The organism is Embleya sp. NPDC025285, from assembly GCF_055558835.1.
On record NZ_JBVHLU010000013.1, the window covers coordinates 79,428 to 98,795 of the forward strand.

The 19,368-nt window shown below is 69.4% G+C and carries 18 protein-coding genes; 9 read left to right on the top strand and 9 right to left on the bottom strand.

What is annotated here, in order from left to right; genetic code table 11:
• Positions 1 to 97 precede the first annotated feature (97 nt).
• From ACZ4FV_RS11285 to ACZ4FV_RS11295, 3 genes are read right to left on the bottom strand one after another with little or no spacing between them, the layout of a single operon-like run.
• A complete protein-coding gene (locus ACZ4FV_RS11285; protein WP_395868730.1) occupies positions 98 to 964 on the bottom strand; it encodes a carbohydrate ABC transporter permease in 867 nt (288 codons plus the stop codon).
• Positions 961 to 1,932 (bottom strand): carbohydrate ABC transporter permease, encoded by a 972-nt coding sequence (locus ACZ4FV_RS11290; protein WP_395868732.1) that lies wholly within the window; start codon positions 1,930 to 1,932, stop codon positions 961 to 963. Before ACZ4FV_RS11290 ends, ACZ4FV_RS11285 begins: the two co-directional genes overlap by 4 nt.
• On the bottom strand, positions 1,929 to 3,257 hold the full coding sequence (locus ACZ4FV_RS11295; protein WP_395868734.1) for a sugar ABC transporter substrate-binding protein: 1,329 nt from the start codon (positions 3,255 to 3,257) through the stop codon (positions 1,929 to 1,931). The genes ACZ4FV_RS11290 and ACZ4FV_RS11295 overlap by 4 nt, the downstream gene beginning before the upstream one ends.
• A 482-nt stretch (positions 3,258 to 3,739) precedes the next feature.
• Between ACZ4FV_RS11295 and ACZ4FV_RS11300 the strand changes: the two genes are divergently transcribed.
• Complete coding sequence (locus tag ACZ4FV_RS11300; protein ID WP_395868736.1) at positions 3,740 to 4,750, top strand: hydroxyacid dehydrogenase; 1,011 nt, start codon at positions 3,740 to 3,742, stop codon at positions 4,748 to 4,750.
• Between the two features lie 537 nt (positions 4,751 to 5,287).
• The gene (locus ACZ4FV_RS11305) at positions 5,288 to 5,614 is read left to right on the top strand and encodes an ATP-binding cassette domain-containing protein (RefSeq protein ID WP_465322523.1); all 327 of its coding nucleotides are present in this window, start codon (positions 5,288 to 5,290) and stop codon (positions 5,612 to 5,614) included.
• On the opposite strand, the gene ACZ4FV_RS11310 is transcribed toward ACZ4FV_RS11305, so the two are convergent.
• Positions 5,574 to 6,638: a penicillin-binding transpeptidase domain-containing protein gene (locus ACZ4FV_RS11310; RefSeq protein ID WP_465322524.1), complete on the bottom strand. Its 1,065-nt coding sequence runs from the start codon at positions 6,636 to 6,638 to the stop codon at positions 5,574 to 5,576. The two genes, ACZ4FV_RS11305 and ACZ4FV_RS11310, sit on opposite strands and share 41 nt — an antisense overlap.
• Positions 6,639 to 7,231: 593 nt before the next feature.
• Between ACZ4FV_RS11310 and ACZ4FV_RS11315 the strand changes: the two genes are divergently transcribed.
• The 5 genes from ACZ4FV_RS11315 (at position 7,232) to ACZ4FV_RS11335 (ending at position 12,544) form a co-directional block, all read left to right on the top strand.
• Positions 7,232 to 7,942, top strand: coding sequence for an MmyB family transcriptional regulator (locus ACZ4FV_RS11315; protein WP_402235437.1), 711 nt, complete (start codon positions 7,232 to 7,234; stop codon positions 7,940 to 7,942).
• Positions 7,943 to 8,116: 174 nt separating this feature from the next.
• Positions 8,117 to 8,728 (top strand): nucleotidyltransferase domain-containing protein, encoded by a 612-nt coding sequence (locus ACZ4FV_RS11320; RefSeq protein WP_402235434.1) that lies wholly within the window; start codon positions 8,117 to 8,119, stop codon positions 8,726 to 8,728.
• Between the two features lie 505 nt (positions 8,729 to 9,233).
• Complete coding sequence (locus ACZ4FV_RS11325; protein WP_465322525.1) at positions 9,234 to 11,585, top strand: serine/threonine-protein kinase; 2,352 nt, start codon at positions 9,234 to 9,236, stop codon at positions 11,583 to 11,585.
• 160 nt (positions 11,586 to 11,745) lie between these two features.
• Complete coding sequence (locus tag ACZ4FV_RS11330) at positions 11,746 to 12,069, top strand: hypothetical protein (protein ID WP_465322526.1); 324 nt, start codon at positions 11,746 to 11,748, stop codon at positions 12,067 to 12,069.
• Between the two features lie 100 nt (positions 12,070 to 12,169).
• Entirely contained in the window at positions 12,170 to 12,544 is a 375-nt protein-coding gene (locus ACZ4FV_RS11335) for a hypothetical protein (RefSeq protein ID WP_465322527.1), read from the top strand.
• 523 nt (positions 12,545 to 13,067) lie between these two features.
• Here the strand turns inward: ACZ4FV_RS11335 and ACZ4FV_RS11340 are convergent.
• The 3 genes from ACZ4FV_RS11340 to ACZ4FV_RS11350 all read right to left on the bottom strand — a co-directional run bounded on the left by ACZ4FV_RS11340 (position 13,068) and on the right by ACZ4FV_RS11350 (position 15,509).
• Entirely contained in the window at positions 13,068 to 13,775 is a 708-nt protein-coding gene (locus tag ACZ4FV_RS11340) for a hypothetical protein (RefSeq protein WP_402235427.1), read from the bottom strand.
• 328 nt (positions 13,776 to 14,103) lie between these two features.
• A complete protein-coding gene (locus ACZ4FV_RS11345) occupies positions 14,104 to 14,667 on the bottom strand; it encodes a dihydrofolate reductase family protein (RefSeq protein WP_395868755.1) in 564 nt (187 codons plus the stop codon).
• Positions 14,668 to 15,089: 422 nt separating this feature from the next.
• Entirely contained in the window at positions 15,090 to 15,509 is a 420-nt protein-coding gene (locus ACZ4FV_RS11350; RefSeq protein WP_465322528.1) for a Dabb family protein, read from the bottom strand.
• Positions 15,510 to 15,624: 115 nt separating this feature from the next.
• On the opposite strand from ACZ4FV_RS11350, the gene ACZ4FV_RS11355 reads away from it, so the two are divergent.
• Positions 15,625 to 16,278 (top strand): TetR/AcrR family transcriptional regulator, encoded by a 654-nt coding sequence (locus tag ACZ4FV_RS11355; RefSeq protein WP_465322529.1) that lies wholly within the window; start codon positions 15,625 to 15,627, stop codon positions 16,276 to 16,278.
• A 257-nt stretch (positions 16,279 to 16,535) separates the two neighbouring features.
• Entirely contained in the window at positions 16,536 to 17,051 is a 516-nt protein-coding gene (locus ACZ4FV_RS11360) for an MFS transporter (protein ID WP_402235423.1), read from the top strand.
• An 87-nt stretch (positions 17,052 to 17,138) separates the two neighbouring features.
• Here ACZ4FV_RS11360 and ACZ4FV_RS11365 read toward each other — a convergent pair whose 3' ends face one another.
• Together ACZ4FV_RS11365 and ACZ4FV_RS11370 are read right to left on the bottom strand one after the other, a co-directional pair.
• Positions 17,139 to 18,035 (bottom strand): aminoglycoside phosphotransferase family protein, encoded by an 897-nt coding sequence (locus ACZ4FV_RS11365; protein ID WP_465322530.1) that lies wholly within the window; start codon positions 18,033 to 18,035, stop codon positions 17,139 to 17,141.
• A gap of 81 nt (positions 18,036 to 18,116) precedes the next feature.
• Positions 18,117 to 19,151, bottom strand: a complete 1,035-nt coding sequence (locus ACZ4FV_RS11370; RefSeq protein WP_465322531.1) for an AraC family transcriptional regulator — start codon at positions 19,149 to 19,151, stop codon at positions 18,117 to 18,119.
• Positions 19,152 to 19,368: the final 217 nt, after the last annotated feature.

Below are 19,368 nucleotides of genomic sequence, written 5' to 3' on the forward strand. Positions count from 1 at the left end.
GCTCTTTCTCGTCGGCCGTCGGCGCGCGGTGGCTTTTGGGTGCGCGTCGGGCTGGTCGTACGGGAGGGGGTGGGGGCGGAGCCGACGGGTGTGCGGGTCAGCCCTTGAGTGCCCCGGAGGACAGGCCGCTGACGAAGGACCGCTGGAAGAACAGGAAGACGATCACCGAGGGCAGCAGCGCCAGCAGCGAGGCCGCCATCACCACGCCGGGGGTCACGGCCGGGTCGATCCGCAGGGTTCGCAGCGCCAGCGGCAGCGTGTACGAGGAGGAGTCGGTGGCCACGAGCAGGGGCAGCAGGTACTGGTCCCAGATCATCGTGAAGCCGAAGACCCCGATGACGCCGAGCGCGGGCTTGCACATCGGCAGGATGATCTGGGCGAAGATCCGGAAGTCCCCGGCGCCGTCGATGCGCGCCGCCTCCTCGAGTTCGCGCGGCACGTCCTTCATGAACTCGGTCATCACCAGGATGGAGAATCCCCAGGCGCCGAGCGGGACGATCATGCCGGCGAGGGTGCCGATGAGGTTGAAGTGCACGACCGGCAGGTCGGAAAGAATGACGGACAGCGGGAGGGCCAGGATCTCCTCGGGCAGCATCAGCGTCGCCAGGATGGCGACGAGCGCCAGCGTCATTCCCGGGAAGACTTTCCTGGCCAGCGCGTATCCGGCCAGGACGGAGACGGACACCTGGAGCAGCAGCCCGAAGCCGACGACGAAGAAGGAGTTCAGCAGATACTTGAGCACCCCTTGGTCGAAGGCTATGTCGAAGTTCTCCAACGTGAAGCCCGAGGGCACGATGCTCAGCTGCGTCGGGTCCTTGATGTCGCCGAAGGCGCCGACGAGCAGGGCCAGCAGCGGACCCGCGAACATGGTCAGGACCACGAGGTAGACGACGGCCTTCAGAATCCGTCCGCCGATGCTGCGGCTCTCGGTCAGGCCCAGCGCGGTTTCGGTCGACTCGCTCACTTGCTCTCCCTCCGCCGCAGCAGTTGGACGATGACGGTCAGGATCAGCGTCGCGACGAACAGCAGGACCGCTCCCGCCGCACCGACACCGAGCCGGTTCTGCTCGAGCCCGAGCTTGTAGATGAGGGTCATGACGACCTCGGTGGAGCCGTTGGGCCCGCCGTTGGTCAGCAGGAACACCTCGGTGAACACGCGCAGTCCGCGAATCGCGGCGAGGATGAACAGGATCGAGAACACCGAACGCAGCCCGGGCACCGTCACGTACCGCACCCGCTGCCACCGGGAGGCACCGTCGACCCTGGCCGCCTCGTACAGACCGCGGTCCACACTCGTCAGACCGGCGAGGAAGATCATCATGTCGTAGGGGGCGCCGCGCCAGATGCCGGTGACCATGATGGAGGCCATCGAGGTGTCGGGGTCGTTGATGAACCCCGACGGGCCCATTCCCGCCAGAGCGAGAATGGAGTTGAGCATGCCGTCGCCGGTCGGGTGGTACATGATCCGCCACAGTTCGGCGACCACCGCCATCGGCACCACCACCGGAAGGAACGCGGCGGAGCGCACGAATCCCAGTCGACGGCTCTGCCCCTCCATCAGCAGGGCCAGTGCGAAGCCGAGCGCCATCGCACCGAAGGTCTGGCCGACGGCGAGGACGATCGTGTGCCAGACGGCCTCGCGGAACCCGTGGGACTGCAACACCGTGCTGTAGTTGTCGGTGCCGACCCACCGGTTTCCCAGGTAGGGCTGAACCTCCTGGAAGGACATGGTCACCGCGTTGACCATGGGGATGAACTTGAAGTACAGGGAGAGGATCAGCGCCGGGGCGAGGAACAGCCAGGGCGTCCACCACCGGCCTCCTCTGCGGCCGCGCGCCCGGCGGTCGGCGGCCCCGCCGACCCGGCGGCCCGCTTCTCGCGGGGCGGAGCCGCTCGCCGACTTGGCGGCCGGCTCCGCCTGGTCGAGGCTCATGACGCGGCGATCCCCTGCTCCTTGAGGATGTCGGCGAGCTGCTTGTCGAGCTCACGCATCTTGGCGTTGATGTCGAGGCCGCAGTCCGCCATCAGCGCGTTCACCGCGTCCGCCGTCACCTGCCGCACCGGCGTCCAGTTCGGGATGGCGGGCGCGTACCGCCCGGAGTCCTGGTACGCCTGGGCGTAGGTCTTCCAGCGAGGGTCGGGGCGGATCTGGGAGATGTCCACGGTGGTGTTGACCGGAATCTGCACGGTGTAGCCGGTGGTGCCCTCCATCCCCTTCTTCTGGCCTTCGACGGAAACCGCGAAGCCGGCGAAGGCGTCCTGGCCGGCCCGGTTGTCGGAGCCGGCCATCAGGTAGATGGAGCTGCCCTCGGCGAGGACGGTGGCGTCCTTCGGCCCCTTGGGCATCGGCACGACCTCGTACTTGTCCGCGCCGAGGGACTTGTCGAAGCGGGGCAGCAGGTACGGGCCGACGACGTACATGCCGGCCTTGCCCGCCTCGAACGTCTCGTTCGTCGGCGGGGTGTCCATGGTCACGGCGCCGGGCTGGATGGCCTTGGCCTTGCACCCCAGGTCGCGGAACCACTGCATGGCCTGCACGGACGCAGTGGTGGTCATCGCCGGCTTGTACTTGCCCTTGCCTGCCTCGGTGATGAAGTCGCCGCCTGCGGCCCAGAGGAAGTTGGAGAAGTACCAGGAGGCGTAGCCGCGCTTGGTGGACAGCGGAGCGGCGAGCCCGGCGGTGTTGTTCTTGCCGTCACCGTCGGGGTCCTGGGTGGTGAAGGCGGCGGCCATCGCGGCGAAGTCGTCCCAGGTCCGCGGGACGTCGAGCTTCAGCTTCTCGCGCCAGTCCTTGCGGATCAGCAGCGCGGACGCCTGCGCGGAAAACGGGAGTCCGTACTGCTTGCCGTCCAGGCTCTTCCCGGACTCCAGTCCCTGTCCGATAATCTGCTTGTTGTCCTTGATCTTGCCCAGGTCGATCTCCCGGAGCAGACCTTGGCTGTGCATGGTTCCGATCTGCGTCACGTCGTTCATGACGATGTCGGGAAGCTTCTTCTGGGCGGCCCGCTGCTGCAGTTTGGTCTCGAAGTCGTCGAAGATGGCCGTGACCTCGACCTTGAAGCCCGTGGCCTTCTCGAACGCCGCGGCGAGTTCCAGCGCGCCCTTCTCCCCCGGTCCGCCCGGCGTCGTCCTGGTCCAGAGCTCGAGGGGCGCCTTGGAGTCCTGCTTGGCATCCACTCCCGCAGGCCCGGATGTACAGCTGGTGAGGATCAGTGCCGAGGCGAGGGCCCCCGCACCGATCCATCGCGATCTCTGCATGACAACTCCTGTTTCAGCCGCATCACGTGGCCTGGAAAGCGCTTGCCAGGACGGTAACCGGGTCCGATTCAAACGGTCAATAGTCCGATGAATACAAAAGATTTGGCGACCGACGAGAGCGCTCCTCCGGCGCACTCCCGCACCCCTCTCCCACGTGATCCGACGGACGGGATCGACGACCCGAGACCGATAAATAGCCTCTTACTCGGGCAAGTTGGGCATCGATGGGAACGACCCTTCACCCCAGGGCGCGTCCCACTCTCCACCACAGCCACCCGAACGAAGAAGATCGGGCATCCAAGGTCACGGCGATGACATTTCAATGATCCGATGTATGGTTCCTGCGAGCTACGGGCCGGACAACGCACAGGCCACACCGATCCGCGACGTTCGGTCGGACGCTTGCCATCACACCCGAGCAGGGACCGCCGACCGACCGGCCGACGGTCCACCACCGCACAGGCCGAGGAGACCACCCCGACATGAACGAACCGGCCACCGCACCGACAGCCCTGTTGGTCATGGAGGAAGAACGCCGGGCCGACGTCTACCCGCCCGAAGTGCTGGCCGAGATCGGCCGGCTCGTGCACTGGCAGGGTCCGCCCCTCACCCGGCACGAGCTCGACGCGGACCCCGATGCGCTGCGGACCGTCGACCTTCTGCTCACGGGCTGGGGCGCACCCGTCCTCGATGGCGCCCTCCTGTCACGTGCCCCTCGCCTGCGGGCCGTTCTCGTCGCGGCGGGATCCGTCCGGCACCTGACCACACCCGCCTTCTGGGAGCGCGACATCCCGATCGTCTCCGCCGCCGCGGCCAATGCCGTTCCGGTGGCGGAGTTCACCCTCGCCCATGTCCTCCTCGGACTGAAGCAGGCCCACCGCATCGAGCGGGAGATGGCGCAGAGCCGCCGCTTCCCCACCGACCCCGACGTCCCGGGCGCCTACCGGTCACGGGTGGGCCTGTTGGGACTCGGGCACATCGGCCGGCTCGTCGCCGCCCACCTCGCCCGCTTCGACGTCGAGGTCCTCGCCGCGGATCCCGTCGCCTCCCCGGAAACCGCCCGGCGCGCGGGAGTCCGGCTGATCTCCACCGAGGAACTCTTCGCCACCTGTCACGTCGTCAGCCTCCACGCACCGCTTCTGCCCGAGACCCGCGGCTCGATCGGGGCACGGCTGCTGAACTCCATGGGGCCGGGCGCGACACTGATCAACACCGCGCGGGGCGCACTGATCGACGAGACCGCCGCCGCGCAGGTCCTGCGCGCCAGGCCCGACCTCACCGCCGTACTCGACGTAACGCACCCCGAACCCCCGGTCCCCGACTCGCCCCTGTTCACCCTCCCCAACGTCGTCCTGACACCCCACCTGGCCGGCGCCCTGGGCGCCGAACGTCACCGCCTCGGACAGCTCGTACTCGACGAACTCCGCCTCCTCACCCAGAACCGGCCGCTCCGGCACGCCATCGACCCCGCCCGCGCCGCCTCGCTCGCCTGACACCGCCAGGCACTGTCGACAAGGCTCCTTTCCTCGGGAACCCTCGATCGGCGACGTCACGCAAGATCATGCTGTACCGCGTGCCAGGGTCCGGGCAAGACTGCTCGGCACCCGCTTCCACCAGGTCACAGCCACGGGCATCACGTCATCGAACGTGAGTGAGACGTCGGCGAGGGTTGCGAGACGTCGGGCCCGCGGCAAACACCTCTCGGCCCCGAACCCGCCCTGCGGACTCGTCGGACCGGGCGCCGCGGTGGGCTCTCGGCGGGCCGGGGTCGCCGACACCCGGCTGCCGCGGCCGGCACGCGGAACAGCGACCCTCGCGAAGTGGTCTTCCCATCGACACCGACGGCGGGCCGCGTTTCCCCCGGACGGTTCGAGTCCACCACCCCGGCCGCGAACCGTACGGCAAGGCTCGGGTATGCCTGGGCATCCCCGGCATCCGGTTGCCTCCCGGCGTGTTCCGCGACCGACGTGCCGGTGGATTCGTCCCACCGCTCGGCGAGGTCCGCGGGGCGGCGAAAGGGAGTCACGACCATGGGCGGTTATCCGCGGTGGAAGTCGGAGCGGTCCGAGGCGGCGTGCGCCGCCGGGCCGCGTCCCGACCCTGTGGTGGTACAGCTCGACCCCGCGGTCAAGACGTACGGCGCAGGTTCCGCACGGGTGCGAGCCCTCGACGGAGTGGATCTCTCGCTCGCGGCCGGGACCTGGATTGCGGTGATGGGACCGTCGGGATCGGGCAAGTCGACGCTGTTGCACTGCGCCGCGGGGCTGGACACCCTCGACGCGGGACGTGTGCGGTGGCGGAGCGCTTCGCCCGCGATCACCGCGTGGGCGCCACCGCCGTCAGGAAATCGCGGATGATGGGGCCGGCGGCACCGGAACCCGACGCACCGCCCTCGACGTAGACGGCTACCGCGATGTTGCCGCGGAAGGCGACCATCCAGCCGTTGGTGGCGTCACCGACCTCGGCGGTTCCGGTCTTGGCACCGACGCCGGACATGCCGCGGAAGACGTCCTTGGCCGCGCCGGTGGTTGCGCAGTCGATCATCATGGTCCTGATGGAGCTGCTGACGCCATTCGGAAGCTTGGCCTTGACGGTATGGACATCCATGCCGCGTTCGAGAATCGGTTGATGGAACTCGCCCGTGACGGCCGTGGCCACGACGGAGGCCATGGTTAGGGGGTTCATCTTCAACGCGCCCTGCCCGATCATCTGGGCGGCCTTGTCGTTCTCGCCGGTCGCGGCGGGAACCACGCCGTCCACGGTGCCCTGGCCGGCGGCAACCTTCCAGGCGTTGCTGTTGAGCCCGAAGTACTTGGTGGAGAAGTCGGCGAGTTCGCGGTCACCGATCCTCCCGCGCAGGTCGATGAGCGCGGTGTTGCACGAGCGGGAGAAGACTTCGCGGAACGTTGCCTTCGGTATGGACATGCCGCCGACATTGTGGAAGTTCTGACCGTTGACCGTGGAGTTCGCCGGACACGGCGCACTCGCGTTCGGCGACACCACCCCCTTGCTCAGCAGCAACGACGACGTCACGATCTTGAACGTCGAACCGGGAGCGACCGCACCCGACATACCCGCCTGTCGATGCACCGTCGATACGATCTCCCCATTGCGCATGTCGAGCGCCACCAGGGAAGCGGCCGAGTTCTGCCCGACAGCCCGCACGGCGGCGTCCTGGAGCGCGGGGACGAGCGTGGACGATCCCGGTCCCGAGGTGGGCGGGGCCGAGGACGGCCGCACCGTGGGCGCCGCCGAGGACACGGTCGGAGGCGGCGCCGAGGAAACGGCCGCCGGTGCGCTCCTGTCGGGGGTCTGCGAGGCCGCCACCGTTGCTTTGTCGTCGGACAGCACGCCGCAACCGGTGGCCAGCGTGGTCAGCACGACACCCACGGCCGCCACGCCACTCGGGCGAAATCTGTGGGTCCATCCGTGGCGACGCCGGTCAATGATGATCATGCCGCTCAGTACAGCGGAGAAAATCTCGCGGGTCCAAGACAAGTATCGGCCTGAAACCGATAAGGAATTGGCTATCACCCCTGGTCGTGGACCCGATGGTGCACTGTCCTCCCGTGTCGCGGACCCGAGAAACGCGGGGTACGTCGCGTACGGCATCGTCTCGTACAGCCGCCCGGCAGGTGGACGCCGACCGTCGCGCCTCAGGAACCGAGCACCGCGCGGATCCGTGCCGCGGTTCCGCGCGGGCGAAAGACGTATCCGTTGAGGCCGCGGGAAACGTCTCCAGGGGTGTCCCCGGTTCGCCGGCGAGCATCGCGGCGCACGTGTGCGGCCAGACGTGGCCCGAGTTCTCACCGGCGGCGGGCACGACACGGGTGGGTGAGCCCTTGAGCGCGGCCACGTCGAGGACGTGCGCCCTGATGGCCGGCATGTCGTGCGCGAGGAGGACCTCCGCGTTCCGCAGGTGGTCGGGCCCCGGAGCGCGTGCCGGGACGTCCGGCTCACAGTCGTTCGGGTCGATGTCGATGTACAGCATGCGGCTCGAACAGGGCCGCGGACCCCAGCCCTCGGTCCAGGTGCTCGCCGCGCTGGCGGGCGCGCTGCGGCTGACCGAGGACGCGCGGGACCACCTGTACCTGCTCGCCGGGCACCGCCCGCCGGAGGGCGCGCGGGCCGAGGAGTACCTGCGGCCCGGCCTGCGGTACCTCCTCGACCGCCTGGAGGACGTGCCCGTGCAGATGGTGAGCGATCTGGGCGACCTGCCGGCGCAGAACGACCTGGCGCTCGCGCTGTTCGGGTGCGTGTGCACGGTGGCCGAACAGGACCGCAACATCGTGCTGGGCTGGTTCACCGACCCCGACGTCCGCGGTCGCTTCGCGGTCGAGGAACACGAGGAGCAGGCCCGGCAGTTGCTCGCCGACCTGCGGGCCGCGACGACCCGTCGCGGCGACGACGAGGCGTCCCGCTCGCTGGTGACGCGGCTCCGCGCCGCGAGCCCGGAATTCACGGCGCTGTGGGACCGGCACGAGGTCCCGTGCGTAGGTCGCACCCGTACCGGCTCGTGCATCCCGACCTGGGCAGGATCGATCTGGACTGCGAGGTGCCGGCGACACCCGCGGCGGACCAGCGCCTGCGGATCTTCACTCCTCCGCCCGGTAACACCACGGTGCTGGACGAGTTGCGCGTGCTCGGCCCGCAGCACCGGCACGACACCCACGCGACGGACGTGACCGCACCGTAGGTCCGGGAACGCCTTGCCGGTTGCGGATCACTCGTGGCGTTTGCCAGGACGCAGAGTTCCCCACAGCGAGGGGCGGCCCCTGCCGGCGTATCGCTCGCGCCGCGCACCCGACTCCTACAGGCCATCGGCACCTCGAAGCAGCCTACGGAACAGGATGGACGGCATGACCCACGAGCACACCCCCTTGAACAGGTGGGATCCCGCGCCCCTTGCCGAGGTCGCCGACCGGTTCCGCGACCTGAAGACCCCCTGGTGGGTGGCGGGTGGCTTCGCCATCGAACTCGCGGTGGGCCACCGCGTCCGAGGTCACGGCGACGTTGACGTCCTGCTGCTGCGGCGCGACCAACTCGCCGTGCAACAGGCTCTACCGGACTGGAAGTGGTGGGCCGCCGATCCACCGGGAAATCTGCGCCCGTGGGCATCCGGCGAGGCTCTTCCCGAGGGCGTTCACGATATCTGGTGCCAGCCGGCACCGGGCGAACCCTGGCGCATCCAGGTCATGCTCGACGAAGCCGATGACCAGGAGTGGGTGTCACGCCGGGATCCGCGAGTACGTCGACCGATCGACACGCTCGGCCTGATCTCCGCCGACGGTATCCCCTACCTCGCACCGGAGGTGCAACTCTTCTACAAGGCCATGGAGCCACGACCCAAGGACGAAGCGGACCTCGACGCGGCCCTGCCCACACTCACCGACGATCAGCGGCACTGGCTCGTCCGCGCCATCACTCGGACTTACGGACCGCATCCGTGGGCGGACCGGCTGATGCGGTAACGCCGGCCGCAGCTACGGCACTTGGCCAGGTGGAACGCGGCAAGCGGACCCGCCTGCCCCCAGCCCCGCACCGCGACGGGTCGCGACTCATCGCCCGGTCCGGGCCGCCGGACCTCGGGGCTCGGGCGTGGCCAGGACTTCGCGCATGGCCGCCACCCAGGCCACCGGTTCGCGTGCCCTTGGACACCCGCGAACCGCTGTTCCGCTGCGGGCACCCGCACTCGACCCGGTGACGACGTCCCTCCTCCCCGGCACCAACGGCACGCCGGCAGCCGAAGCCGAGGCGGCACGCCGGTAGGACGCGGACGCCGCCGAGTCGTCCTTGCGGATCAAGACAATCGTGGCGCGGACGGCCGGGATGCGCCCCCTGCCCCCGGAATCACATCTCGGCACGACTGCCCGACAGGACCTGATGCGCGGGCGCGTCGCGCTTTTTGGCTGACCTTTTGACCATGATCACAGCGACTGGCAGGGTGTGGGAAATCGAGCGCGGTACAGGAGAACCATGGAGCCCTTGCACCACGACGACCCGCGCCGGCTGGGGCCTTTCAACCTGGTTGGTCGGCTGGGCGCCGGCGGCATGGGCCGGGTGTATCTGGGGCGTGGTCCCGGCGGCCGGACAGTCGCGGTCAAGACGGTGCGTTCCGATCTACTGGAGGCCGGCGACGATTTCCGCCGTCGATTCACCCGCGAGATCGCCGCCGCGCGAGCCGTCACCGGCGTCTTCACCGCGCGGTTGGTGGACGCCGATCCGGACGCGGCCACACCGTGGCTGGCAACCGCCTACATGCCGGGCGTCACGCTCGCCGACGCCGTCGCCGCACACGGCCCGCTGCCGGTGCGAACCGTGCGCCATTTGGCCCGTGGGCTCGCGGTTGCGCTCGAGCACATCCACGCCGCGGGCCTCGTCCACCGCGATGTAAAACCGTCCAACGTCTTGTTGACGGCGGATGGGCCGCGGGTGATCGACTTCGGCATCGCCCACTTGGCCGGCGCGACCTCGCTCACCCGCGCGTCGCAAACCCTCGGCTCCATCGCCTTCATGTCGCCGGAGCAGTTCGAGACGGCCGAAGTCGGTCCGGCCAGCGATGTGTTCTCGTGCGGGATCGTCCTCGCCTACGCTTCGACTGCCAAACTGCCTTTCGGCGAGGGACCGTTGCCGGTTCTGCTTGCGAACATCACGCTTCATGAGCCCGATCTCGACGGCGTACCGCTGGAGTTCCGAAGCTTCGTCCAGGCATGTCTGACCAAGCGCCCGCAGGACCGGCCATTGCCGAGGGAACTCGTGGCGGAGCTGGACAACATGGTCGACACCAGTGATCCGAGCCGCGAGGCGGCCTGGTTGCCCGCCGGCGTTCTCCACCAAGTGGTGCGCGTGGCTACGGACGTGCTCGGCTCGGACTGGGCCGAGCAGGCCGCAGGGGGCGGCAGCGGAGATCCCGACCTCGGAGATTCGGCGCGGGCCGCGAATCCCTGGCTCGCACTTACTCCCGGCGCCCCCCCGATATCCGCGGCGCCCGCGCCGCTTTCCGGCATCGCATCCGATTCCGCCCCGCCGACACCGCACGGGTACCCGCGCATCCCCAGTCCTCCGAAACCCGGGATGTACTACGGCGGGGCCGCGGCGCCGACCTCGACTCGGCAGCCGCACGAAGTCCCGCCCCCACGGGATCCGGAGGCCGCGGCGAACCCTTCGCCCCCTGCGGATTCGGGCGGCCGGCCTGCCGGCTCGAGTCGCCGACGGTCGCTCTACCTCGGTGTCGGCGCTCTGGCGCTCGGGCTCCCGACCGCGGCGTTCCTCCGACGCCGCCACAACTCGAAGCCGAGCACGCCGGCGGGTCCCCCCGTGCTCTGGTCCCGCGACGTCGGCTCTCCCGGCCGGGCACTCGGCACTCCGGTCGTATCCGGCGGTCGGGTCTTCGTCAGTGTCGCGGGGAAGGAACTCGCCGCCCTCGACGCCCGTACCGGACGAGAACTCTGGCGCGTCCCCACCTTCGATCCCAAGTTGGAGGAGGTCCCCGTCCCCCACATGGTGCCCGTCGTCGCCAACGGCCTCGTGCACGTCGTCGACGCCAACCCCCGCAGGACCGCCGTGGAACAGGATACGGGGCGGATCCGCTGGCAGATCGCGACGACCCCGAGGCAGTCCCCCGGCTTCGGCTTCGACGGGGGGTTGCTGTGCTCCTGGAACATGACCGTTCCCGCGGAGGGTGCCTTTTTCTGGGCCGTCGAGCCGACCAACGGCGAGGTCCAATGGGGCCTCCCACTGGCAACGAGACTGTCCGCCCCGCCCACCGCGTCAGGGGATGTCGCGTACCTGGTCACCAACGGCGGTGGGTTGATCGCCATCGACCTGGCGAAACACCGGGAGATGTGGCGAACGGAACCGCAGAGCTCCGGCGGGGCCTCCCGTCCATTCCACGGGACTGTCACGTCCCTGGGCAACTCCGTCTGCTGGATGCCCGCCGCGGGTCGCATCGATGCGGCGGACCCCCGGACCGGCACCTTGCAGTGGAGCGCGACGGTCGCCGGGCGATTCGACAACCTCGGCACCGTGGTGGCCGCCGACGGTACGTTGTTCACGTCGAGCGCCGACGGCTTCGTCACCGCGCTGGCCGGTGTGTCGGGAGCAAAACGCTGGTTGCGCGAACTGACCGGGCCGCTCACGACGCCTGCGGTCGACGGCGGTGTCGTGTACGTCGCCTCGACGAATGGCCTGACCGCACTGGACGCCGCCGCCGGCCGCGTGAAGTGGGTCGTCCCGGAGGCCAGGGGAGGATCGGCGCGAATCTGCGTCAAGGACCGCGTCGTGTACGTTTCGGACGACGTCGGAGCACTGCGGGCGATCGCCCTCTGACAGACCGCTCAAGTCGGTCAACGCCGGTATCCGCTCCGCGTCAGCGAGGCTGTCGGCCGGCCGGCGGCCGGCGGATGTTCGGCCCGCCGGTGTCCGGCATTCGGACAGCCGCGCATAAAAGGCAGCGCACGAACGGTCGTTGCCCCTCAGGATGACGGCCATGCACAGTATCGAGTTCCTGAACCACCCCATCGGCGAGCAGCCGTCGGCCCTTCGGTGGGGCTTCCGCATAGACGGTACGGATCTGCGCGCGTACGCCGCCGATGCCACCCACGACCTCTGGCGCCGGGAGCGCTTAGGCAAGGGCCCGGCCGAGGAACAACGCTTTCTGCGCGCCCAGCACGAGGGCCTTCACCTCTCCGAGGTCGGCGACCCCGTACGCCATTTCCTCGGCGACCCGGCCCCGAATTCGCCGACCCCTCCACCGGCACCACTCCGCTCCTGGGCTGCTCCTGCGGCCACTGGTCCTGTTGGCCCCTCCTGACGATCATCACCACCACCCCGGAGACGATCACGTGGTCCTCTCGATCAGCCACGGGCGGTCGCGTGACCAGGTCGATGGACGCCTCTGGCAGCATGGGCCGATGGAAATCGTCAACGACCCGGACGACCCCTGCCGACTGCTGATGGGCCAAGTGGTCAGCGCCGTGTCTTTCGTCCGTGATTACGTCGAACTGCACTTCGACGGACCGGTCTTGCGGGCGCTGAGCGACCCCTTCGGATCGTACGGAGGGCGCGAATGGCGTTTTCCCGCACGGGGGTCGTTGGAGCTCCTGCGCTGCTACATCGGCAAGACCGTCGACGGCTGTGAGTTGGATCCGGATCGGATCCTCGCCGTGAACTTCGGGGAACACCGCTTCGCCATCCCGCTGGGGCCTGCCTCACGTGTGGGCCCCGAGGCAGCCCACCTGGTCGGCGTCGACGAGCGCGGCCGAACCGGCGGGATGTGGATCTGGTGATAGGCGCAACACCAACGAGCGTGGACACGGCGGGCCCCGAGCTTCGAAGTTGGCGTCAACTCGGCTGAAGATAGTGGCATCTCTCCCTGACCGGACGTTGTGGAAGGCGCCGGCTGCCAGGTCGGGGCGCCCGATGGTTCGGGTGAAGCCCCGCGCCCGAGTTGCCGACGGGCGCGGGCATCAGCGGGCTCGCATGCCCAGGTCGGCGGACGTCCTCGATCTGCGAGGTGGGGCGTGGTGGCTGCGCCGGTCGGCGCGGTGGGCGGTGTGGTGTCGGCACGCTGGTGCACGAGGCCCGGATGCGCCTGATGCGGACGTTGCCGCCGCCGACGAGGATCGGCCGGATCTCGAACTCGGGCGGCCGAGCCCCGCCCGACGCCGCCCGCGATCGATCCGCGGGCGTGGCACCCGGTCGTCAGTCCTTCGCTCGGCGGACGGACGCGGACGCGGTCCGTTCGCGCGGTGTGGCGGTTGAGGTCGGCCGCTCCCTGTACCGACAGGTTTCTTGCAGCCCCGAGGCCGGTCAGTGCACGCGATCTCCGCACTTCGCCGGAAACAGCACGGCACCTGGCGGCAGTTCGCCCGGATGCCGGGAGATCACCCGCAGGCATGCTTCGGGAGAACCCTCGGCGGGCGGGTATTCGAGGGTGAGTTCGTTCAGCACGGTGACGGCACCGGCGAGATGCATTTCCGCCGCATGCGCGCCGTCGGGGAGACAACCGGCCAAGATGCCGAAGGCTGACGTAGCGCTGCCGTCGGCGACGCACTCGCGGATCTCGAAGCGCCAGTGCACGGCCGCGTCGGCCAGAAGCGACTTGCCCATCCTGCCCAGCCCGACAAGAAAATCGGCGCGAGCTCGCAGATGGTGGGCGATGGCACAGCAGATGGGAACCGCAGTGCCGTCGGAAGCCACCACCCGCGTGTACCCGGCGTGCGGAGTGCATGACAAAGCCTCGTCAAGCAGCCCCAACGCAGCGGCCTTTGCCGCCGGGTGACCCCGCTGGGCGATGTCCAGAAGCAGCGGGGTCGCGATCACGGCAGAGGGGAACACGGCGGCGCTGTGGCCATGCAGTATTCCACCGCCGCCGAGCTGCGAGCCGGCCTCCGCCGCCCGTACCAGGTTCGTTGCCTCGGAAAGAACACGAAGACCACGGGCGGCACGCTCGGGTTCATACCAGTCGGGATGGCCCGGTATGGAGCCCCAGTCCACCGCGTCGATCGCATCCGGCACAGCAGCATCCTCGCACGCGGCCGCCGCCACCCAGCAACGTCCGAGCCCCATCGATGCCTCGAACGTCCGTTGCCTACTTGCGCTTGTGGTCAGGGCCGGTGATCACGGCTTCGAGTTCGGTGACGATTCCGCAGCGCGGCGCCCGGCCGTCAAGGCGGCGACGGTCGCCCGGTGGCGTCGACCAGGCCACGGCCGCGGGTCATCCGCCGCCCCGCAGCGTTGAGCAGCGGCGACCGCGCCGGCCCGACCGCGTCCTCGACGCTTGTCCCGACCTTCCCGCAGCCGCCGACCTCGTCCGAGGCTTCACCGGACTCGGCGGACGAACCGGCTAACGTGCCACGCGGTGACGGAGGTAGACGAATCTCGAGGCGAAGGTGCGGGTCTCGACGAGTTCGAGATCCACCCGGCGCTCGCCGTGGGGAAAGAACGGAATGCCACCGCCGACCAGCACCGGGTAGACCATGGCCTGGTACTCGTCGATCAGACCCAGCGCGGCCGCCTCGGCGGCGAGAGTCGCGCCCCCGATCGCGATGTCGCCCTCCCCGGGCTCGGCTCGCAACCGCTCGATCTCCTCCGCCAGACCGCCGGAGGCCAGGCGGGCATTGCCCTGTACCGCCGACAGCGTGGTGGAGAACACCACTTTCGGGAGCGGCTTCCAGAGCGCGACCCATTCCAACTCGGCCTCGTCGAGCGAGGAATCCTGGTCGGCGGTCTCCCAGTACAGCATCGTCTCGTACAGCCGTCGTCCCAACAGGTGGACGCCAACCTGTCGAATCTCCTCGATCCAGAAGCGAAAGACCTCCGGATCGGGCGCCGTCCAGTCGAAGTTGCCGTCCGGCCCGACGATATAGCCGTCAAGCGAAACGTTCATCGAATAGGTCACGCTGCGCATCAGACATCCTCCTCGTGAACGCCTTCGACAGTAGGACCGCCGAACGACAAAGGCGAGCCGGGAGCGGTGCGCTCACCTCCTTTCCTTCGGACGACCACCGAAAGGTCCGTCGCCTCGTCACAGAGTCGGTTTCGATAATCGGGGTCGATCACGCCAGGGGCCGCAGGGACGATCCCGGAAATGCGCAGACGACGCGGTCCGGCCCGACCGTCTCCTCCACCCATTCGCCCCGCATGGCAACAGGTTCGGCCCCGACCCGAACCGGCCGGGGCCGACGCCCTCAACATTCCGAGTGATCCTCAGCGCATCAACGGCTCGTCACACCAGGATCCGCGTCTGTTACCGCCCGCCGCAGCCGTGACCGCTCCGGGCCCGCCTTATCGAGATCTGCAACCGGCGCAGACTCACGGAATCCGCAGATCTCAACGCGTTGACTCCGCCGCCACCTTCACGTCCGGAATCGCGTTCAGCATCTCTTCCCATTCCGGATATTTCTGCACCTTCGCCTGATAGATCGCCGCGATGGCGTCGGCCGGATCGGGTGACGAATCGTCGGAGAAGCGCACCGCGATCAGCCGCGCCAGTCGGGGAAGGATCACGAAGTCGCCCGCCAAGTGCACGGGGTCGTGCATGTAGCGCTCCAATGCCGCCAGGTCCGCGATGGCGCAGAAGTACGCGTGGGTGAAGCCCTCGGCGGGGTCTCCCAGATCGCGGCCGACCGTCGAGAACGCCACCGACTCGACGCTCGCGGTCCGCCTGAAGGCGGCGAGCACCTCGACTCGCTCCTCCTCGGTTGTCTCGTCCTTGAACGCGAAGCGCTGCAGGCTGGCTATCACGGCCACTCCCTTCAATGAACCCACTGGTTCAGATAAGTAGGCTGGTGAGTACTCTGACACACGCAGACAAGAAAAGTGAACCGTTGGGGTCAGATTCGTTGACCCGCAGTATGCTGCGCACGTGACGGAAGCAGCGCCTCCAAGGGAACGGTTCGCGCCACGCGGGCGCATCGACAAGCGGCGAGCGATCCTCGACGCCGCCTTCGCAGTGTTCGCGCGGCACGGCTACGAACAGGCGGGCGTACGGGAAGTCGCCGCCGAGGCCGGCGTCGCCAAACCGACGATGTACAACCACTTCGCCGACAAGGAAGACCTGTTCCGGCAGACCGTCGAGGCCGCCGCGGACGCGGTACAGACCGACTGCCTCGCCGTCGTCGACGACTTGCGCGCACCCGGCGAGGACCTCACGGCGGCAATGGAGGACATCGCGTACCGACTGCTTGTGCTCTGCTGCGACGAACGCTCCACCGCGCTGCGACGCCTCACCCACGCACAAGTGGTCCACTTCCCCGACCTTGTCGAGGCCGTCCACCGACGCACCTCGATCCGGATCGCCGAGTCCCTCGCCGACAGACTGGCCCGACTGTGTTTGTCGGGACGCCTACGCCCGTGCGAACCCGCGCAGGCAGCGGAACAGTTCCTCGCGCTTCTCACCGCTCCCATGGAAGCGCGTTCCCACCTGGGCAGCCGCAAAGTGACGGCCGCCGAAACCCACGCGATCGCCGCCGCCGCAGTCGACACGTTCCTACGGGCGTACCGACCCGACCCCACATGACGTCGGCCGGAAACAACCAATCCACGTAGACGGCCCGGCTGTATTGCCCACCAGCGTTGTTGACACTGGAGGAGCGACCGACCGCGACCGAGGACGGCCGGGTCGCCTCGGACGATGCACGCACGGTCGGCTCGTGCGGTCGAGGATCGCGGACGGCCGTCGATGAGCGGTCGGTTCAGCCGTCCGACCGACTGTCGTCGACTCCCCCGCGGGCCGTCCAGGCGCTCGCAAGTGCGGCCTGCCCGCCGGCAGCCAAGTTGTGGGCGGTCATCGCGGGCGCGGCCGTGGTCTCGGTCGGTACGGCGCTCGCCTACTCCGCCCTGCCCATGCTGATCACGCGGGCGGTGCCGCTGGAGCAGACCGCCGCGGCGAACGGCCTCAACGTCCTCATGCGCACCATCGGGCAGGCCCTGTCCAGCGCGGTGGTCGCCACCGTACTGGCCCAGCACACCCGCCTGTTCGCCGACACGGCGGGCGTGGCCGTGGCGGCGCCGACCCTGGACGGGTACCGCATGGCGTTCGCCCCGGCAGGCGCGGTTGCGCCGGCGGCCTGCGCGGCCGCCTGCCTCATCCCGCACCCGCCGCGCCCCGCGCGGTCCCCTCTCCAGGAGACTGAACAAGATGCCCGACCCGAACTCCTCCCCGCGCGGCGCCCGCCCGCGAAGGACATCCAAGAACCCGCCGACACCGGCACCGCCGGCGCCGCACATTGTCGTCGGGGTGGAGCCATCCGCTCGGCTGCATGTGCAGTGATCGCCGGGAGTCGTCCGTGAGCCGAATCTGGACGGGTTCGTAGGAACGACCCAGCGCTTGGACGCCGTTCAGCCTGAAACGTTGAACGCCAAACAAGATTGCGGGCATCAAACGCCCTTCAGAACACGATCAAGTGCCGCGCGGCCGGCGGGTCCCCAGTTCGGCTTGCCGCCGGGAAGGCCTCGATCTCCGTTCCGCCCCATGAGCATCAGGAAGAGGCTCTTCATGGCGGCCAGCCCGCGGGCGCGCCGGATCGCCGACTCGTCCGCATGCGCGTACGTGTCGAAGAACCGTGCGGCCGTGCCTGCGGGTAGCAGCACCCATGCGGCGGCGAGGTCCCACGCCGGATCGCCGGCGAACAGGTCACCGAAGTCGACGATGCCCGAGAGCGTTCCGTCCGAGACGACGACGTTCGCGGGATGGAGGTCGCCGTGCACCCACACCGGCGGGCCCTCCCACGCGGGGGCCGCGACGGCGTCGTCCCAGACGGCCCGGACGTCGGCGGCGATGTCTTCGGGGGCGATGGCTTCGAAGAAGTGATCGAAGCCGTCCGTGCAGTTCCCGGGATGGGCACCGCGGTCCGTGGCGATCGGCGCCTCGACGGGCGCCTCCACGTGGAGCGCTCGGAGGAAGCCCGCCAGCGTGTCTGCCGCGTGGGCGCCGCGGCTGATCGAGCCGTGGTCCAGCGGCTCGCCGGGTACCCACGTCATCACGGTCCAGTGCTTGGGGAAGCGCTCGGACGGTTCGCCGAACCGCACCGGGGTCGGCACCGGGAGCGGCAGGCGCGGGGCCAGTACGGGTAGCCACCGCCGCTCCTTGAGCTGGAGCTCCGGGGTGGGGTCCACGCGCTGCATGCGCACGGCCAAATCGTCCCCGAGGCGCCACATCTGGTTGCCCCAGCCGCCCGCCACCTCGCGGACGGCCAGCCCCGCAAGGTCTGGATGTTGCTCCCGCAGCAGGTCGCGGACCAGCTCTGCGGTGATCTCGATCTCGCCGTCGGTCATGGGAAGTCACAGTACCGAGACGGCAGCCGAAGCGACTCTCGCCCTCCGGAACATCTCACCCGAACCGGCCTACCGGCGCCGTCACTTCTCACGAATGCGGTAGCGGCCGGGCGGGGTGCCGAACTGACGCTTGAAGGCGTTGGCGAAGGCGAATTCGGACGCGTAGCCGACCTGGTCGGCGACGGATGCCAGCGGCGCGTCGGAGTGCCGGAGGAGTCGGGCCGCGCTGGTCAGGCGCCACCAGGTCAGGTACGCGAGCGGAGGACGGCCCACCAACGCGGTGAAGCGGCGCGAGAACGCGGCGCGCGACAGGCCGGCGTGAGCACCGAGGGATTCGACGGTCCAGGGCGCGGTGGGGTTGTCGTGGACGGCGTCCAGTGCGGCGCGGACGACCGGGTCGGCGAGCGCGGCGGCCCAGCCGCGGGTCGGGTGGCCGACGGTACCGGCGGCGGTTGCGGCAGCCTCGGCGTACCAGGTGCGCAGGATGTAGACCAGCATCGCGTCCAGCAGTGCGGGGACGACGATGCCGGTCCCCGGCCGGGCCGTACCCAGTTCGGCGCCGAGCAGTTCGACGGTGGAACGCAGACCGGCACGTGCGCCGTCGTCGCCGCCGCCGCCGCCCGGCGCTCCGCCGAGTTGCGCGGGGACATGCACGACCGGGGGAAGGCTGTCGAGCAGTGGGTGCGTGTGTGCGCGGTCCAGGTGGTACGCGCCGCAGAGCGTGACGGTCGTGGGAGTCGCGCCCGGCGGGAGCGCGGTGCGATCTCCCGCCGGTGGTGCGGCGAAGCGTTCTTCGAGCACGCTTGGTCGGCCGGCCGGGGCCGGCGGGTCGACCGGAGTGCCGTCGGGGCCGCAAGTCGGGGCGGCGAGGGGGCTGTCCGGGTGTTCGGCGAGGGCGTAGCCGTCGCCGTGCGGCAGGAACACGGCGTCACCGACACCGAGTGGGAGGGGCGGGACGTCCGGCCGCAGCACTACGCAGGGGCCGCGCAGCACGACGACGAAGCCCGCACCGGGGCCGCGGCGGAACTCCTGCCCCCACGGGGCGTACCACTGCGCGCGAGCCGACCGCGGCACTCCGGCGCGCATGGTGGCGACGACGTCGCCGAGCAGGTCCATGCCCGACACGCTAGTAGCCACCTCGCCGGTCGCCGGCACAAGGACCTCGGGTTCCGAGGCTTCCTCCGCTTCGTCCGCTTCGTCCGCTTCCTCGGGTTGCTCGGGTTGCTCGGGTTCCTCAGCCTCCTCGGCGATCCCGCGGGGCCATGCCGGCGCGAGGGTCTCGACCCCGATACGTCTGCGTATTTTCCGAAGACGATGAGGCATTGGGTGACTT

Bases quoted from the DNA above. Each gene is read 5' to 3' on its own strand.
- ACZ4FV_RS11305 (WP_465322523.1), top strand. From the start codon at position 5,288: ATGGGCGGTTATCCGCGGTGGAAGTCGGAGCGGTCCGAGGCGGCGTGC.
- ACZ4FV_RS11335 (WP_465322527.1), top strand. From the start codon at position 12,170: ATGGAAATCGTCAACGACCCGGACGACCCCTGCCGACTGCTGATGGGC.
- ACZ4FV_RS11365 (WP_465322530.1), bottom strand. From the start codon at position 18,035: ATGACCGACGGCGAGATCGAGATCACCGCAGAGCTGGTCCGCGACCTG.
- ACZ4FV_RS11320 (WP_402235434.1), top strand. From the start codon at position 8,117: ATGACCCACGAGCACACCCCCTTGAACAGGTGGGATCCCGCGCCCCTT.
- ACZ4FV_RS11295 (WP_395868734.1), bottom strand. From the start codon at position 3,257: ATGCAGAGATCGCGATGGATCGGTGCGGGGGCCCTCGCCTCGGCACTG.
- ACZ4FV_RS11330 (WP_465322526.1), top strand. From the start codon at position 11,746: ATGCACAGTATCGAGTTCCTGAACCACCCCATCGGCGAGCAGCCGTCG.
- ACZ4FV_RS11290 (WP_395868732.1), bottom strand. From the start codon at position 1,932: ATGAGCCTCGACCAGGCGGAGCCGGCCGCCAAGTCGGCGAGCGGCTCC.
- ACZ4FV_RS11325 (WP_465322525.1), top strand. From the start codon at position 9,234: ATGGAGCCCTTGCACCACGACGACCCGCGCCGGCTGGGGCCTTTCAAC.
- ACZ4FV_RS11300 (WP_395868736.1), top strand. From the start codon at position 3,740: ATGAACGAACCGGCCACCGCACCGACAGCCCTGTTGGTCATGGAGGAA.
- ACZ4FV_RS11315 (WP_402235437.1), top strand. From the start codon at position 7,232: ATGTCGATGTACAGCATGCGGCTCGAACAGGGCCGCGGACCCCAGCCC.
- ACZ4FV_RS11345 (WP_395868755.1), bottom strand. From the start codon at position 14,667: ATGCGCAGCGTGACCTATTCGATGAACGTTTCGCTTGACGGCTATATC.
- ACZ4FV_RS11370 (WP_465322531.1), bottom strand. From the start codon at position 19,151: ATGGACCTGCTCGGCGACGTCGTCGCCACCATGCGCGCCGGAGTGCCG.